The 14759-nt window shown below is 42.6% G+C and carries 11 protein-coding genes; 5 read left to right on the top strand and 6 right to left on the bottom strand.

Annotated features, from left to right (window positions below; translation table 11 throughout):
• Nucleotide 1 precedes the first annotated feature (1 nt).
• Nucleotides 2–787 carry a hypothetical protein gene (locus PCRYO_RS05385; protein ID WP_011513382.1) on the top strand — a complete coding sequence of 262 codons (786 nt, stop codon included), beginning with the start codon at nucleotides 2–4 and terminating at the stop codon, nucleotides 785–787.
• Between the two features lie 115 nt (nucleotides 788–902).
• Here PCRYO_RS05385 and PCRYO_RS05380 read toward each other — a convergent pair whose 3' ends face one another.
• The 4 genes from PCRYO_RS05380 to glpK all read right to left on the bottom strand — a co-directional run bounded on the left by PCRYO_RS05380 (nucleotide 903) and on the right by glpK (nucleotide 5754).
• The gene (locus PCRYO_RS05380) at nucleotides 903–1595 is read right to left on the bottom strand and encodes a TetR/AcrR family transcriptional regulator (protein ID WP_011513381.1); all 693 of its coding nucleotides are present in this window, start codon (nucleotides 1593–1595) and stop codon (nucleotides 903–905) included.
• A gap of 212 nt (nucleotides 1596–1807) precedes the next feature.
• Nucleotides 1808–2833: an endonuclease/exonuclease/phosphatase family protein gene (locus PCRYO_RS05375; RefSeq protein ID WP_011513380.1), complete on the bottom strand. Its 1026-nt coding sequence runs from the start codon at nucleotides 2831–2833 to the stop codon at nucleotides 1808–1810.
• 348 nt (nucleotides 2834–3181) lie between these two features.
• On the bottom strand, nucleotides 3182–3652 hold the full coding sequence (locus PCRYO_RS05370) for a hypothetical protein (protein ID WP_226939380.1): 471 nt from the start codon (nucleotides 3650–3652) through the stop codon (nucleotides 3182–3184).
• A gap of 491 nt (nucleotides 3653–4143) precedes the next feature.
• Nucleotides 4144–5754 carry a glycerol kinase GlpK gene (glpK, locus tag PCRYO_RS05365; protein WP_011513378.1) on the bottom strand — a complete coding sequence of 537 codons (1611 nt, stop codon included), beginning with the start codon at nucleotides 5752–5754 and terminating at the stop codon, nucleotides 4144–4146.
• Nucleotides 5755–6268: 514 nt separating this feature from the next.
• On the opposite strand from glpK, the gene PCRYO_RS05360 reads away from it, so the two are divergent.
• The 4 genes from PCRYO_RS05360 (at nucleotide 6269) to PCRYO_RS05345 (ending at nucleotide 11894) form a co-directional block, all read left to right on the top strand.
• Nucleotides 6269–8020 carry a TolC family protein gene (locus tag PCRYO_RS05360; RefSeq protein ID WP_011513377.1) on the top strand — a complete coding sequence of 584 codons (1752 nt, stop codon included), beginning with the start codon at nucleotides 6269–6271 and terminating at the stop codon, nucleotides 8018–8020.
• Between the two features lie 89 nt (nucleotides 8021–8109).
• Nucleotides 8110–9393 carry an HlyD family secretion protein gene (locus PCRYO_RS05355; protein ID WP_011513376.1) on the top strand — a complete coding sequence of 428 codons (1284 nt, stop codon included), beginning with the start codon at nucleotides 8110–8112 and terminating at the stop codon, nucleotides 9391–9393.
• Nucleotides 9394–9396: 3 nt separating this feature from the next.
• Nucleotides 9397–10701 (top strand): ABC transporter permease, encoded by a 1305-nt coding sequence (locus PCRYO_RS05350; protein WP_011513375.1) that lies wholly within the window; start codon nucleotides 9397–9399, stop codon nucleotides 10699–10701.
• Entirely contained in the window at nucleotides 10701–11894 is a 1194-nt protein-coding gene (locus PCRYO_RS05345) for an ABC transporter permease (protein WP_011513374.1), read from the top strand. The genes PCRYO_RS05350 and PCRYO_RS05345 overlap by 1 nt, the downstream gene beginning before the upstream one ends.
• Nucleotides 11895–11989: 95 nt before the next feature.
• On the opposite strand, the gene sthA is transcribed toward PCRYO_RS05345, so the two are convergent.
• Both sthA and PCRYO_RS05335 read right to left on the bottom strand, forming a co-directional pair.
• A complete protein-coding gene (gene sthA, locus PCRYO_RS05340; RefSeq protein WP_011513373.1) occupies nucleotides 11990–13633 on the bottom strand; it encodes a Si-specific NAD(P)(+) transhydrogenase in 1644 nt (547 codons plus the stop codon).
• Nucleotides 13634–13830: 197 nt separating this feature from the next.
• Nucleotides 13831–14679 (bottom strand): posphoenolpyruvate synthetase regulatory kinase/phosphorylase PpsR, encoded by an 849-nt coding sequence (locus PCRYO_RS05335; RefSeq protein WP_041753451.1) that lies wholly within the window; start codon nucleotides 14677–14679, stop codon nucleotides 13831–13833.
• Between the last annotated feature and the right edge of the window lie 80 nt (nucleotides 14680–14759).

The following is a 14759-nucleotide window of genomic DNA, read 5'->3' as shown; positions in this document are numbered from 1 at the left end:
TATGCTTTACTCTACTATTAAAGTAGCTACTTATAAAAATCCAATATGTGCTGCGTTTTCAGCTGTTTTGCTATTATCAACGACTTCATGTGTATCAACCACAGCTACGACTCTTCAAAAAAGTGCTCATATCACTACTGTAGACACCTCTGATTACTGCCAGAGTCAGGATTTAAAAGCGACATATAAAAACCAAAATACGCAGCAACGTGCGATGAGCTGTATGCTAGCAGAACTGCAGCATTATCAGCAAAAAGATAAAACTGCGCAGCAACAGTACTTTGCTTATAAAGCCCAAGCTTGGCTCAACTATGCCATCCATAAAGACAGCATGAATAGTCGCTCACCTGCTGGATTAGAAGCGGCAAAATCTGCAGAAGCTATTTTGCAAGCATTAAAAAAAGGCTCAGAAAACGATCTTGTTCTTATCCAAGATATATCTGCCTCATCAGCGCTAATGCGACCTGATTTATGGGCAACGTTAAGCGCCCTTAAAGACAGCGGTGGTATTGCAAGTGCTCCCCGTGAAATAGCATTTAGTGAAGTGGCATTAATCTGGGCAGCGACCGACCAATGCGAACATAATTCACGGCAGGCAGGCAGCCAATTTCGCATGGCTGACCGCTGGCTTGAACAAGCACGTGAAGCTTTTGTTAATGCTCAAGATTCTAAAGAAAACGTGGCATTAGAAGGGCTTATCGTACGTTATTATGAGCAATACTTGCCTTTCGATGCAAGTGGTGATCGCTGTAATGGACAAGTATTGCCTACACTTGATCAAATGTAGAAATTTTATTCACTATAAGTATTTTGTAAAGCTTATACATAAAAATTTAGCAAAAAAATCCGACATATAAATGTCGGATTTTTTTAATGTCTGTCTTTAAAACTTAATAGACAGACTAACGGTCTTTACGCGGTAGCTTCTCTGGCAAGTAACAACGCAGATAAGCGATAGATGCCGTATTAGCTTCTTGCAAATACTTATCGGTAATACGCTCATGACGACGATAAGAAACAGTAAAGATCGCATTCACGATACTAAAGGTAATCAATAAGACATCTTGAATATCTTCAAACTTAGGCACTTCATAGCGTTCAGCCAAACGATCATAGACCAATTTTACTACTTGGTGATCCATATGCTCGCCAAAACTGTCGCCTTCAAAATCAGGCGTATTGGTATCATAAATTAATTTGGCTTTGGTTTGATCTTCATCAAAAATTTGTACACAGCGATCAATCAGCGCTGTAAGATACCCTTGCCATCTATCATATTTAACCGTTTCAACGGTTCTCAATACATCTAAAATATCAATAGCATTTAAAAAACGCAGCGCCAAAAATATGGCTTCAATATTAGGGAAGAAATGATAAGCAGACGCCCGTGGAATACCCGCTTCTTCGCAGACAGCGGCAAGCGTAATATCATTAATAGATTGAGTTTCACTCAACTTTTTAGCACCCATCAACAATTTTTGACGGCGGGCGCGTCCTTGCTGGCTAGTAAACTTAAACTTATTCGGCACCAACTTTTTTGCCAGCTCCGAATCTACTAATACATCTTCAATTTTGTCGTCTTTATTTTCACTCATGATAAATCTCTTAATGTTATGTCATATCTTTAAAAATATAGTGTTCATCGGATAGTATGCGCCTTAAATCAAAGCACCATTTCTATCAATCATATATGGATTGATAACACCGCTACTATACTCAACGAAGAGGCATAATAAACGCTTGTACACTATCAAGCAAGGAACAAGAATAGGTTAAAAAAAATTCAGTAATTAATTATAAAATAGTGTTAATTGTGAAGCTTTATTTTCGCTCTTATAATACCATGGTCGATCACTCTATCTGCATAATCCCACTTTAAATGGTCATTGAAGTAGTCAACCCGTTCAACCTGACCGAGCGAAAACTTACTATCAGGTAGAAATTCTTCAGAGACAAATAACTGATCAATCACTTCTGGCATACCTTGATAGATATGAGTATATGCTACATCTTTCATCCAACCATAACGGGCTTGAATACGAGCAGCATCAAACAGCGCGACGTCTCGCATGCTCTTGTCATAGTTGACCTCGCCAGTCTCAGTCATCAGCTGGGTGGTCACGCTTTCAGTCACATCATTCATATCACCAAGCAAAATCAAGGGCTCACGAGTATGCTGTAACCTATCTATGATAGAAAGCCGGATAGAAGCCGCTTCTGCCGCACGCATACACAAACTACGCAACTTGGCACGAATACGAATGTTTGGATCATCCATATCCTCTAACAAATTACCAGCCTCATCACGTAAGAAAAAAGCACGTTTACTTTTTAGATGAGCGGTAATAATGGTTATCGGCTGACCAAATGCATCTACGCGCAATACAAGGGGCGGACGATTAAAGCGCTGATAAGGACCAACATCAGGAATATCGATGACCGCTTTTGGGACAATCTCTTCAAGCAAACTTGTCTCTAAGTGCGCAAACCGACTAATGATACCGACGGCAGGCGTATTTTGCGCCCCATTACCTTGCGTATATGAATTTACGCTGTCATTACTTGCCAGCGGAATAACGACATGTTCAGGCTTAAAGCCCAATGATACTGCTAAAGCTTCGAGCGCTTCACTGTCCCATACTTCTTGGACCGCAATGATATCAGCGTGTGCCTTTGACAGTAGATATGTGATACCGCGTAACTTATGTTCGTATTCGTGATTAGTATATGCAGGTGCGTTTGGATAATAGAGACGATTGGGATTGGCAAAATTGAGCAGGTTGGCAGTTGCTATATAAAACTGCTTATGATTACTTTCATTATTGTTGGTCATAAACTGCCTATTATTCTATAATTGTTTTTACATACGGTTTCTAATTATTACTTATTGGCTAATTTCAACAGTAAAGCATATTGTATATTCATACATAGTAATATACAGTAAAAAAGCCTCCAAAGAAATCTTCGGAGGCTTTAAAATAGCATAAATTCAAATTATTGCGTCTGTTAACAAAAAATGTCTACAATCGAACTAAACCCAGTAATAAGACAGTAAGCTTTAGTCGTGTTTGGTTACTTGAAGCAAATATACTATTAGCAGCACTTGCGTGTTATTCGCTGACTACTTTATAAACTATCTAACCTGAGTACTTAATATCTTATTAAAATCAGCATAAATACATTAAGAAATGCGGTTCCATGCATCACGAGATGCTCTACGTGCCTCATTCCATTCCATACGTGATTCACCTTTCACATTGTTCCATGAGCGCTCTAAATCTGACTCATGATCTTCAAAGCGGGCATCAGCGGGATAACGTGCACGGTTAGCATACCCTACCGCGTAAGCTGGATGCAAATCACGATCGAAATCATGACCTTCTTGATAGTAATCGGCATTGGCATACTCTGCACGCCAATATGCTTCTTCACGCGTTGGATCAATCGCTTCAGCTGCTGCATGACCTGCACCGCCACCGACAATTGCACCAATTGCTCCGCCAATAAGCGTGCCTAATGGGCCTGCCATCGTACCAATAGCAGCACCTGCTGCTGCGCCGCCAATACCACCAATACCTGTACCTACAGGGTGTGAGCCTGGCTCCCCTGTGATTGGATCAGCATTCAGATCACTTCTTGCTTCTTTCGACATATGCTTGACAGCAGTACGATCAATCGCATCATGATCCTCTATAATGTTGTCATTTTCATGTCTAATAACAGTGTTATTGATTGTCTGATCATTACCAGTCAATCGGCGCTCATTGTCATCGATAATACGCTCTCTATCACCAACTTCAAGATAGTCATCAGTAATCACACGGTTATTCGAGTCTGTAATACGGCCGTCGTTATTCATAATATCTTCCTTAATTGATTTGTTATATATTCTATTTATCGTCAATCCGCTTAATAGCAATATAAGCCAGATTAAGCGTTTTATTAAATCTTCTAAAGTATAGGAACTGAGCTCAAAGACAGATAGGTCGAATATGTAAACTGTGTCAAAATCACGATGGTATTGCGTTACAGTCTGTATCTATACCAAAACTTTGTCAATTGACGTAGTTTCTAGGTGAGTCGATTATACAATATTGAAAAACGGCTATTAAATAATAAGCAAAACACTATCTATCATAGTAATCAAGGCACTATTAATGCTCTACTGATAGCTTGTTGCCATTTATACAGATGCTTTTCACGCACATCTATAGACATATTAGGCTCAAAAACTCGATCTACCTGCCATGAGGCCTTCATCGTTGTATCATCATATAAACCTGTTTTTAAGCCAGCAAGTAGAGCGGCTCCTTTTGCAGTAATCTCTGTGTCTCTTGGACGCAGTACAGGCACATTCAATAAATCTGCTTGGAACTGCATCAACAAATCATTGTTTGCCGCGCCCCCATCTACCCTTAATTCAGTGAGTGGATGCGGGCTGTCTTTTTGCATGGCAATGAGCACATCGTATGTTTGATAAGCAACCGCCTCGAGTGCTGCCCTTGCAATATGGGCTTTGGTCGTACCGCGACTCATACCAGTAATACTGGCACTGATATCTGAACGCCAATAAGGGGCACCTAACCCCGTAAATGCTGGCAGCAAAACCACCTCTTCACTGCTCTCAACTTGCCGAGCCAAGTCTTCTACCTCGCCGCTTTTTTGAAACATACCTAGGTTGTCACGCAGCCACTGTACAATTGCACCCGCCATAAAAACACTGCCCTCTAACGCATAAGTTACTTCTCTGCTTGGAGGCTGTAGCATGCGTCTGCCAGATTGGACGATTTGTTCGAACGAGAGATTGTCTGGGCGAGTTGGTGCAGATTTTCGTTGCCATGCAATAGTTGTGAGTAGCTTATGTTCACTAAGCAGCGGCTTTTGACCGATATTCATTAGCATAAAACAACCAGTGCCATAAGTATTTTTAGCCATGCCCGTCTCAAGACAGCCTTGACCAAAAAGTGCTGCTTGCTGGTCACCCAATACTGCATGAATTGGGATTTGTTTGGCAAATAATCCCTTTTTAGTTTTGCCAAAGTCGCCATCGGATGGCAGAACTTTGGGCAAAATATTCATGGGTATGCCAAATCGGGCGCACAACTCCTCCGACCATGCCAGCTTATGGATATCGTATAGCAAGGTACGAGAAGCATTGGTGACATCGATGACATGCTCACCACCTGTGAGCTTATATATCAGCCAGCTGTCTATGGTGCCAACTGCTATCTCACCTTTGCTGGCGCGTACACTTAATTTAGGATTTTGATCTAGTAACCAAGCGATTTTACTGGCACTGAAATATGGATCTAAACGCAGACCTGTAATACGTTGCACTTCGCTTGCCATATCACCTTGGCTATTATTACTAACCGTACCACTTTGTGGCGTGGCGGTTAGGTTCTCAGCAGCAAGCGCTTCGCAGTAGCTCGCTGTACGCCTGTCTTGCCAAATAATAGCGGGGGCAAGTGGCTTACCTGTTTGCTTATCCCACATGACAATAGATTCACGCTGATTGGTAATAGCGATACTGCTAACATCGGTGGCGAGTAGCCCTGCCTGATTGATGACGTCATGAGCGCAGCTGATTTGCGTCTGCCAAATTTGCTGGGCATCTTGCTCAACAAAACCGGCTTGCGGTGTCTTTAAGACCGTTGGCTGCTGTGCCATTTTGATTGGGCGCGCATGATCATCGTACAATATAGCTCGACTTGACGTTGTCCCTTGATCTAACGCTAAAATATATCCTGCCATTACTCACATCCCATCTTGTCTTATCTTATTTGAGTCTAATATTATTATTTATTAACTATAAATTTATAAAATCTAAAATTCAGTATAGATAATGCTATCCATTTTATAGATAGTACTTACAAAAAATTTAAACCTATGCAATTAGGAAAATCAGAGGAAAAACAAGTTACTAGCCTATATCAGCCGTTTATTAAATGATGCTATTATTCGTTATAGTTAAAAGCGTTACCATAAACCCTTTGTTGATACAATGCAGAATAAGCAAATAGTGAGCATTGACCCGTCACTATTGTGGCACTACAGTGTACGCTTTGTCATCCATGACAAATTTTAGATCGAATCATATTTGATAATTTAGTCTATTTAGCAGCACATTTTGCATAATACTTAGCTTAGATTATCTCTAGCATAAACAGTACTCAGCATGACTAATACTGTTTATACATTGCGTGTGATTCTAGACACCTTTTAATTAACTTGTACCTTGTATTCTAATTAATGGCTTACGTGACCTATGAAATTTGCTCTATCGACTCTGTCCACTGCCGTAATGACGATTACGCTCATGAGTATAGCGGCGACTGCCTCTGCACGCGCTAATGAGCATATGAATGAGTCACAAAATGAGATGATAGCTGTCAATGTGACACAGATTATCGACGCCGACAATCAAAACAATGCATCAAGTGCACTTGATATGGTCAATCAAAATATCCCCTCTAAAACTGTATCCTCTAAGCATGCGGCTTCTGCAAACAAATCTTCTATAAACGAAGCTTCTGTAAAATCAGCGACGATACGTGTCGACAGTACGGGCGAGGTCTATGGACGTCAAGCAGCTCTAAGCACGCTTATCGATCCTATTACCCATAAAAGCATAGAGAACAGCTATCCGTTAGAAGTGTCTAGCTTGTTAAGTCTTGAACAAGCGCAAAATATTTTGTTGCAAGTATCCCCAAAAATCGCTGCCAATCAAGCCGCTATTGCTGCCAGCGAGTATCAAACGGATGCCCTCAAAACTATCGACCACCCACTTGTATTTGCTCGTGTTTCAGCCACTACCTACAATTTGGATGCGGACATTGATCTATCGTCGCTAAAAAACGGCATCGTTAATGATATTAATAACGGGGTTGGTGACATTATTCCGCCCATTCCAGATTTGCCAAATTTTGGTGAATTGGTTGGTGAGCGTATCCCAGATAACTACGAGTTAAAACGTTCAGGCTCTACGGCGGGCGCAGGACTTGGGGTAGTATGGCCTATTTATACCGCTGGACGTACTGCCGCTCTGACAGGCGCGTCCAATGCTCGTACTCAAGAAGCCGTAGCTGACAGTATATTGGAAAAAAACGAGCTTTATAACACCTTGATTGAGCGTTATTTTAAAGCGCAATTGGCAATCATTGCCGCCTATTTACGTGACGATGCCTATGATACCTTGCAGCAGACTGACCATATGGCGCAGCGGCTTTTTGAAGAAGGTTTTATATCGCGAGTTGATCGCTTAGAAGCGCAGTCGGCACTTGCTGATGCCAAAAGTGAATCTGTCAATGCCAATAATGATGCACGTCTTGCCATGATAGCTTTACAGCGTCTATTGCGCACTGAGTATCGCATTAAACCTCGCACACCTTTGTTTGTCTCAAGCCGACCCTTACCTGATGTCAGCTACTTTCAAGATTTGGCACTGACCAATCACCCAGGTCTACAAAAAGTCGCCGCCAAACGTGCTCAGGCTCAGCAATTGCATGCGCTATCGGATACTGGTTACAAGCCGACTGTCATGCTGTATGGCTACGGGCAAATTGAAAAAGACCCAAGCTGGGTCGCTGGCGTATCGGCGAGTTGGAAATTATGGGGCGGTCTGGATAAAACTGCGTCTCTGGCATCAAGTAATGCCAAGATACGTCAAGCTGATTTGTCTGAGATTGAAGTCAGTGACAACCTATTATTACTGGTTGAAAAAAACTGGCATGATGTGAATAACGCCCAATCACGCTATCAAGCTCTACAAAGCAATGTAGAGCTTGCGGCAGAAGTCTTGCGTTTGCGCAGGCTTGGATTACAAGAGGGTTTAAATACGCCAGTCGAGATTGCCCAAGCGCAAACGCAGTCGTTAAAAGCACGTACGGAGCAAGCGCAAGCAGCTTATAGCTATGTTCAATCACTTGCTGCTCTTATGCAAAGCTGTGGTACGCCCCTTGCCTTTAATGCCTATCTCAATGCCGCCGATATTCGGCTACCCACTTTATATGACAAATAACATCGCCCATTTATCGTCTTAGCAATATCAGACGACAAACGATTTATTTTGCTTATTACCGACTCTATTGCTTTAGGAATCTCACTGTCATGACTGAATCTACCAACGAATCAGGCGACTCGCGCAAACTAGGTGGCTTAAATACATCGACTGGATCGACCAATACTAACGATAATCCAGCGCCCACGAACATGGATTCTACGGTCGATGCAAATGATGCTGATGCGTCTAAGACTAATATGAATAACAGCACTGATGCCGATAGGGACACCAATACTGATACTAGCATTGAGCCGGAGCAAACGGTGCCAAGCTATAAGCGCCAGTCAGTAAAAGATAATAAATCAACAAAGATTAAAAAGGCGATTTTGGCGCTGGTGATTTTAGTTATTTTGGGTGTGATTGCTTATGGTTTATACAAGAGCAATCAGCATAGCGAGTCGCAAATTATTACCCTCCAAGGGCAAATGCAAATGCAGCAAACGTCTATCGCGGCAAAAGTACCGGGACGTATTGCAAAAATATTAGTCACAGAAGGTGATGCCGTAACGGTCGGTCAACAGCTAATAGAGATGGATTCGCCTGAGATTAATGCAAAAATCAATCAGGCACGTGCTGGCAAACAGATGGCACAAAGCCAGCTAGATAAAGCAGAAAATGGGGCGCGCCCGCAAGAAATCGCTCAAGCAAAAGCAGCGTGGCAAGCTCATAAAGCGGCATCCGACTTGGCAGAAAACACTTATCAGCGTGTTAATCGTCTGTATGAAGAAGGACTGATGGCGCGGCAAAAGCGTGATGAAGCCTATGCACAATATTTGGCAACTCAAGATCAAACCGAAGCAGCACGCTTACAGTATGAGTTAGCGATGGAAGGCGCACGTAGTGAAGATAAGTCAGCGGCGACTGCACAAGTTGCGCAAGTCGATGCGCAATTAGAAGAAGCATTGGTAGCGAAAGAAGAAGCCAACTTAAAAAGCCCAATCTCTGGTGTCGTCGATAATGTCATCGTCAATGCAGGTGAAGTGATCGGTCAAGGTGTGCCGCTGCTAACCTTAGTCAATACCAATGATCAATGGGTCGTCTTAAATGTCACGGAAACCTACTTAAATCAGTTTGCGATTGGTCAGCGGTTCATGGGTACTATTCCCGCTTTATCATCACCTGAAAAGCCTTATACCAAGCAATTCACTGTTTATGCTACTTCAACCTTGTCTGACTTTGCCACTTGGCGACCGACTAACAATGACGATGGTTTTGATGTTCGTACCTTTGAAGTAAAAGCCCGACCGACTAACCCTGATAGACGTATTCGCTCAGGTATGAGCGTAGTTGTACGTCTCAATCCTGCCCTCGTTAATCAGAACCAAGAGTAAGCTATGCGCCTGACGAAGCTAAAGGATGCTTTTGTACGCAGTGCAGCTTACGAGCGACGTTTTTTGGTAAAAAATCCGTGGGACTTGGCGATGGTGTTCTGGATACCGCTGGCTACTGTGCTGCTGATTTGGTGGATTTTTTCACAAATACAAATCACTGATTTGCCTATTGGCGTGATTGATAATGATCGGGGGCCTGTTGCCAATACGGCATTACGGTATTTGGAAGCCAATCCTAATTTGACGGTAAAGCAGCTATATCATACACCTGCTGCGGCAAAAGCTGCTATCTTGCAGCGTGATATCTATGCAGTCGTCATTATCCCTGAAGATTTTTCTCGTAATATCTTATTAAGTAAGCCTGCTCCTATCGTACTCCAAGTCAATGCCCAATATGGCACCCACTCTGGCATTATCCAAACCAGCGTACAGTCTGTCATTGGTACCTTATCCGCAGGCGTTGAGATGAAGCGCTTGGTCAAGCAAGGGATGGCTCCATCACAAGCTGCGATTGCCTACTCTCCTATTAGTATTCAACGTATTAGCTTGTTTAATGCTGCGACTGATTATCAGCAATTTTTGGCATCGACAGTCATTCCTGCGCTGCTGCATATTTTGGCAATGGTGATTGGCGCAACGACGATCGGCCGTGAATTGCGTGACAAGCGAATCGGACGCTGGTATCACTTTATTAATGGCAGTCATGTTTATTTAACATTACCATCTAAAAATGATCAACCTAATAATAACAGCCAACCTAGTCCATTAGATAATGTCTCAGACAGTCAAAACCAAGCACCAGAAGAAGTAAGTATACCGGTTTTGGTATTTGGTTTATTGGGCAAGTACTTTTGGCCGCTACTGGCTTATAGTATTTGGTCGATATTGGCTTTATGGCTGGCAGCGCCGCAACAATCGATTGCTATTAGCGCGCTCATGGTAACCTATATAAGCCTTATATTATTAATGATGTTATCTTTCTGGCTTGGCGCTATATTTACCTTAGGCTCCTTCTCATTGCGTATGGGTTTATCGGCGACGGGTTTTATCTCAGCACCTTCTTATGCGTTCGCTGGGGTGACGTTTCCTTATGTCGCTATCAGTAAGAATGCCCAGCATTGGTCAGATGTGCTGCCACTCACTCATTATCTTAAGCTGCATATTGCCCAGTTACAGATGCAAGCGCCCGTCCTCATATCCTTACCGATTGTTTACGGGCTGACGCTAGCAACACTCGTTACGCTATATTTAACGGCTTTACTAAGCAAACGCGCATTAGCGCATCCTGAACGCTGGGGAGCACGCTGATGTCATTATCCAAAAACAAGTCCTCTACTATCATGACAGAATCAGAGAAAATTCTGGCATCGCCAAGCTTTTTTGGCAGCTTTTTACAAACTATAAAAGACGTGTTTTCTGATAAAGGTGTGCTGTTACTATTGATGATTGCACCGATTATTTATGGTTTTTTCTATCCTTGGCCGTATTCTACGGAAGTTGTAAACCACGTACCTGTTGGCATTGTTGATAAAGACAATAGTCCTTTATCGCAAACCATCGTTCGTTATGCCAGTGCCAGTCCGCAATTAGATACAAAACGCTTCTTAAATGAACAGCAAGCCATCGATGCCATGTGGGCGGATGACATCGCAGGCTACATGATTATTCCAAGCGGACTTGAACAGCAAGTGTTGTCAGGCAAAGCCGCTAGCGTCAGCGTACTTGGTAATGGCGGCTATTTTTTATTAAATAAAAACGTACAAATGGGATTTTTGCAAGCGGTTAGTACCGTCTCAGCTGGCATTGAGGTAAAGAAAAACGTGGCACAAGGGGCGTACTTAGCGACTGCTTCTGCCAAAACCCAAGCCGTACCGTTAAAGATTATCCCTTTATATAATCAAACGGAAGGTTATGGCGCTTACGTCGTGCCAGCGGTGTCTATTCTTATCTTGCAGCAAACGCTTTTAATGTCAACGGCGATGTTAATCGGCACTTGGTATGAGCAACGACGCCATAGAACTAATATTCGTGGCTGGCTTGGGCGGATTGCAGCGCTAAGTATGTTTAGCTTTGTGATTGGCTGTTTTTATTACGGCTGGGCATTTGAGCTTCATGACTATCCGCGCGGGCAAAACATGCTCGGCAGTTTATTATTCTTGCTGCTATTTTGTCCGACAGTCGCCACACTTGGTTGCGTGCTTGGACTTTGGTTTCGCCAGCGCGAGCGTAGTATGCAAATTTTAATTTTTAGCTCATTACCGATGTTTTTTGTCAGTGGCTATCCGTGGCCTGCCCATCAGCTTCCTGAATTCTTGCAAATTATTCGTTGGTTATTGCCAACGACACCAGGTATCAATACTTCCGTGCAGCTTAACCAAATGGGCGCTAGTATCGCGCAAGTAGCGACAGGATTTTATGCGTTGGCAGGATTGTGGATTTTTTACTTTATTCTACTGTTGCTATTCCGCTGGTTAACGTCAGAACGTAAAAATGCTTATTAAAGTTAATAACATATTAACCATATTAACCATGATAAAAAAAGCGCCTGTATAATTACAGACGCTTTTTTATTGACTCAGTTTAATATCATTAATCGTTAGAACACCCGATTAAGACCATTCAATGCCGCAACGCGATAGGCTTCTGCCATTGTTGGGTAGTTAAAGGTGGTATTGACAAAGTATTCAAGCGTGGCATTACATTTCATCACTGCTTGCCCAATGTGGATAATCTCAGAGGCATGATTGCCGTAGCAGTGAATCCCTAAAATCTCTAACGTCTCACGGTGGAACAAGATTTTTAGAACGCCTGAACGCTCACCAATGATTTGCGCGCGTGCAAGATGCTTAAAGAAAGCCTGACCGACCTCATAAGGAACTTTGGCATCGGTTAATTCTTGTTCCGTTTTACCGATACATGAAATCTCAGGAATAGTATAAATACCTGTTGGTACGCTCGATACGGGCTCTGCATCACGGTCACCGACCATAAATGCCGCCGCACAGCGCCCTTGGTCGTAAGCAGCAGAAGCTAATGAAGGCCAACCGATAACATCGCCCGCTGCATAGATGTTTTCAACTTCGGTACAGTAAGTATCATCAACTTTCAGCTGACCGCGGCTATTGGCTTCTAGACCTAGGCATTCTAAATTTAAGCCTTCAGTATTACCTGAGCGTCCATTCGACCATAAAATAGCGTCTGACTTGATTTTCTTACCACTTTTTAGATGCAAAATCACACAGTCATCATGCGTTTCTAAATGGTCAATCTCTTCATTGCTACGGATAACTACGCCAAATTGACGAAAGTCATGAGCGATGGCGTCACTGATTTCACTATCCAAATAGCTTAGCAGTTGGTTTTGGTTATTAATCAAATCTACTTTATAGCCAAGACCGGTGAAGATAGACGCATACTCACAGCCAATCACGCCAGCGCCATAAATAATGATTTTCTTAACCACATAATCCATCTGTAGGATTTTATCAGAATCAAATACGCGTGGATGATTGAAGTCTAAGATATCAGGGCGGTATGGACGGCTGCCGACCGTAATGATAGCTTTGTTAAAGGTGATCGTTTCAAAGGTATTTTCATCAATTTCGATACGTATCGTGTTTTTATCGATAAAATTTGCCCAACCATGAATCACTTCGATTTGGTTGCGCTCATAGAATCTGGTGTGCGTCTGAACCTGTTGCAAAATCACTTTTCGAGCTTTAGCTAACACGATATTCAGCGGGACTTGATGATAGTCCATGGCCTTAGTAAACATTTGGTCACGGCGAAAGTTAATCAAGTTAAAAACGGACTGGCGCAAAGCTTTACTTGGAATCGTACCAACGTGAGTACAGTTACCGCCTACTTGCTCGCGCGGGTCAATAACCACTACCTTCTTGCCCGATTTGGCAAGTTTCATGGCAGCAGCTTCACCCGCAGGACCTGCACCTAATACGACCGCATCATATTCAAACTCATGCTTATCGCTTTTTAGACGTTGTGAATCCTTAGTAAAGCCCGATTTTACGTCGATACGTGTATCATCTAGTGGATTGACCAAATCTGGATGATGCATGATGTCTTCAGTAACTTGCTCATGCGTTTGTTCGATTTTCTCTTTTTTATTTTTACCCTCAGTATGCTCGGGGTTTGGCACACGACCACTTTCCTTATTAGATACCTCAGTTTTAATATCTTTACCAGTATCATTGGTCGCGTCGCCTATCGTTTTGCTTCCCATCGTGTCCTCTTTATTCATTTATGAATCTGTTTTTTAGCTCGCGGATGCCTTCATCTTTATAAATGTCTAGATAAAAATATCCATGGTGCTAAAGTGTGTCCACCATACGTGGTGATACGTTATTTTGCAATACAGACACCACTACAACTGTTTTTTTCAAAAGTATTATTTTTCAGAAAAATAGAGGCCGAGCTCAATTAGCCAATGCGGCGTTTGAGACCAGTCATCTGCAATATACGCGTGGCAATCTCTTCAACGGACATCTCTGACACATCAAGGCTTGGAATCCCCTGCGAGGTATAAATTCCTTGTATTGCGCGCTGTTCTTGCTGACATTGCTGATAACTTGAGTAGCGACTACCCGCGCGACGCTCTTGGCGGATTTTCACCAAGCGATCCGTATCGATAATCAGACCAAATAACTTGTGTTTATGCTCACGCAATGCTTTAGGTAGCTGGTTGTCGTTTAGGTCTTCTTCGGTTAAAGGATAATTGGCCGCTCGAATACCAAATTGTAGTGCCAAATATAATGAGGTTGGCGTTTTACCAGAGCGTGAAACGCCAATCAAAATAATATCTGCTGCATGATAATGACGGGTACGAGCGCCGTCATCGTTATCTAAAGCAAAATGCACCGCATCAATACGCTCTTTATAAGTCTCAGAGTCGACGTTATCATGGGCATGACCTGAATGCCCATCTGGCTCCACGCCCGTCTCTTCTGCAACGCGACCGATTAGACCTTCATACATATCAAGATTACAACTGTGTGCTGAATTGATTTTCTCACGAATCTCAGGACTAACAATAGTATCAAACACCAGTGGCAGCAAGCCATCTCGCTGATAGGCGGTATTGATTTGCACAACCGCATCTTCAGCACGTTCTAGATTATCCACATAAGGCAATACTCGAGTCTCAAAGGGCACTGAAGCAAATTGGCTTAAAATAGCACGGCCAAGCGTTTCTGCTGTAATCGCCGTGCCATCAGAGATAAAAAACGCCGTTCTTATGTTTTGAGCGTTATCAACTTCTAGTGCTTTCATATTTTGAATCGTAGAATTGGGTTGTGGTGACGAATGATTTACATACATAACGTTGATACCTTATTTTTAAATCCTTGGTT

Origin of the sequence: Psychrobacter cryohalolentis K5, from assembly GCF_000013905.1 — a bacterium.
In the GTDB taxonomy this organism is placed as follows: Bacteria; Pseudomonadota; Gammaproteobacteria; order Pseudomonadales; family Moraxellaceae; genus Psychrobacter; species Psychrobacter cryohalolentis.
Note: the sequence above shows the minus strand (reverse complement) of the source record. Positions and strands in the feature narration are given on the sequence as shown.

Bases quoted from the DNA above. Each gene is read 5' to 3' on its own strand.
- PCRYO_RS05385 (WP_011513382.1), top strand. From the start codon at position 2: ATGCTTTACTCTACTATTAAAGTAGCTACTTATAAAAATCCAATATGT.
- PCRYO_RS05380 (WP_011513381.1), bottom strand. From the start codon at position 1,595: ATGAGTGAAAATAAAGACGACAAAATTGAAGATGTATTAGTAGATTCG.
- PCRYO_RS05375 (WP_011513380.1), bottom strand. From the start codon at position 2,833: ATGACCAACAATAATGAAAGTAATCATAAGCAGTTTTATATAGCAACT.
- PCRYO_RS05370 (WP_226939380.1), bottom strand. From the start codon at position 3,652: ATGTCGAAAGAAGCAAGAAGTGATCTGAATGCTGATCCAATCACAGGG.
- glpK (WP_011513378.1), bottom strand. From the start codon at position 5,754: ATGGCAGGATATATTTTAGCGTTAGATCAAGGGACAACGTCAAGTCGA.
- PCRYO_RS05360 (WP_011513377.1), top strand. From the start codon at position 6,269: ATGAAATTTGCTCTATCGACTCTGTCCACTGCCGTAATGACGATTACG.
- PCRYO_RS05355 (WP_011513376.1), top strand. From the start codon at position 8,110: ATGACTGAATCTACCAACGAATCAGGCGACTCGCGCAAACTAGGTGGC.
- PCRYO_RS05350 (WP_011513375.1), top strand. From the start codon at position 9,397: ATGCGCCTGACGAAGCTAAAGGATGCTTTTGTACGCAGTGCAGCTTAC.
- PCRYO_RS05345 (WP_011513374.1), top strand. From the start codon at position 10,701: ATGTCATTATCCAAAAACAAGTCCTCTACTATCATGACAGAATCAGAG.
- sthA (WP_011513373.1), bottom strand. From the start codon at position 13,633: ATGGGAAGCAAAACGATAGGCGACGCGACCAATGATACTGGTAAAGAT.
- PCRYO_RS05335 (WP_041753451.1), bottom strand. From the start codon at position 14,679: ATGAAAGCACTAGAAGTTGATAACGCTCAAAACATAAGAACGGCGTTT.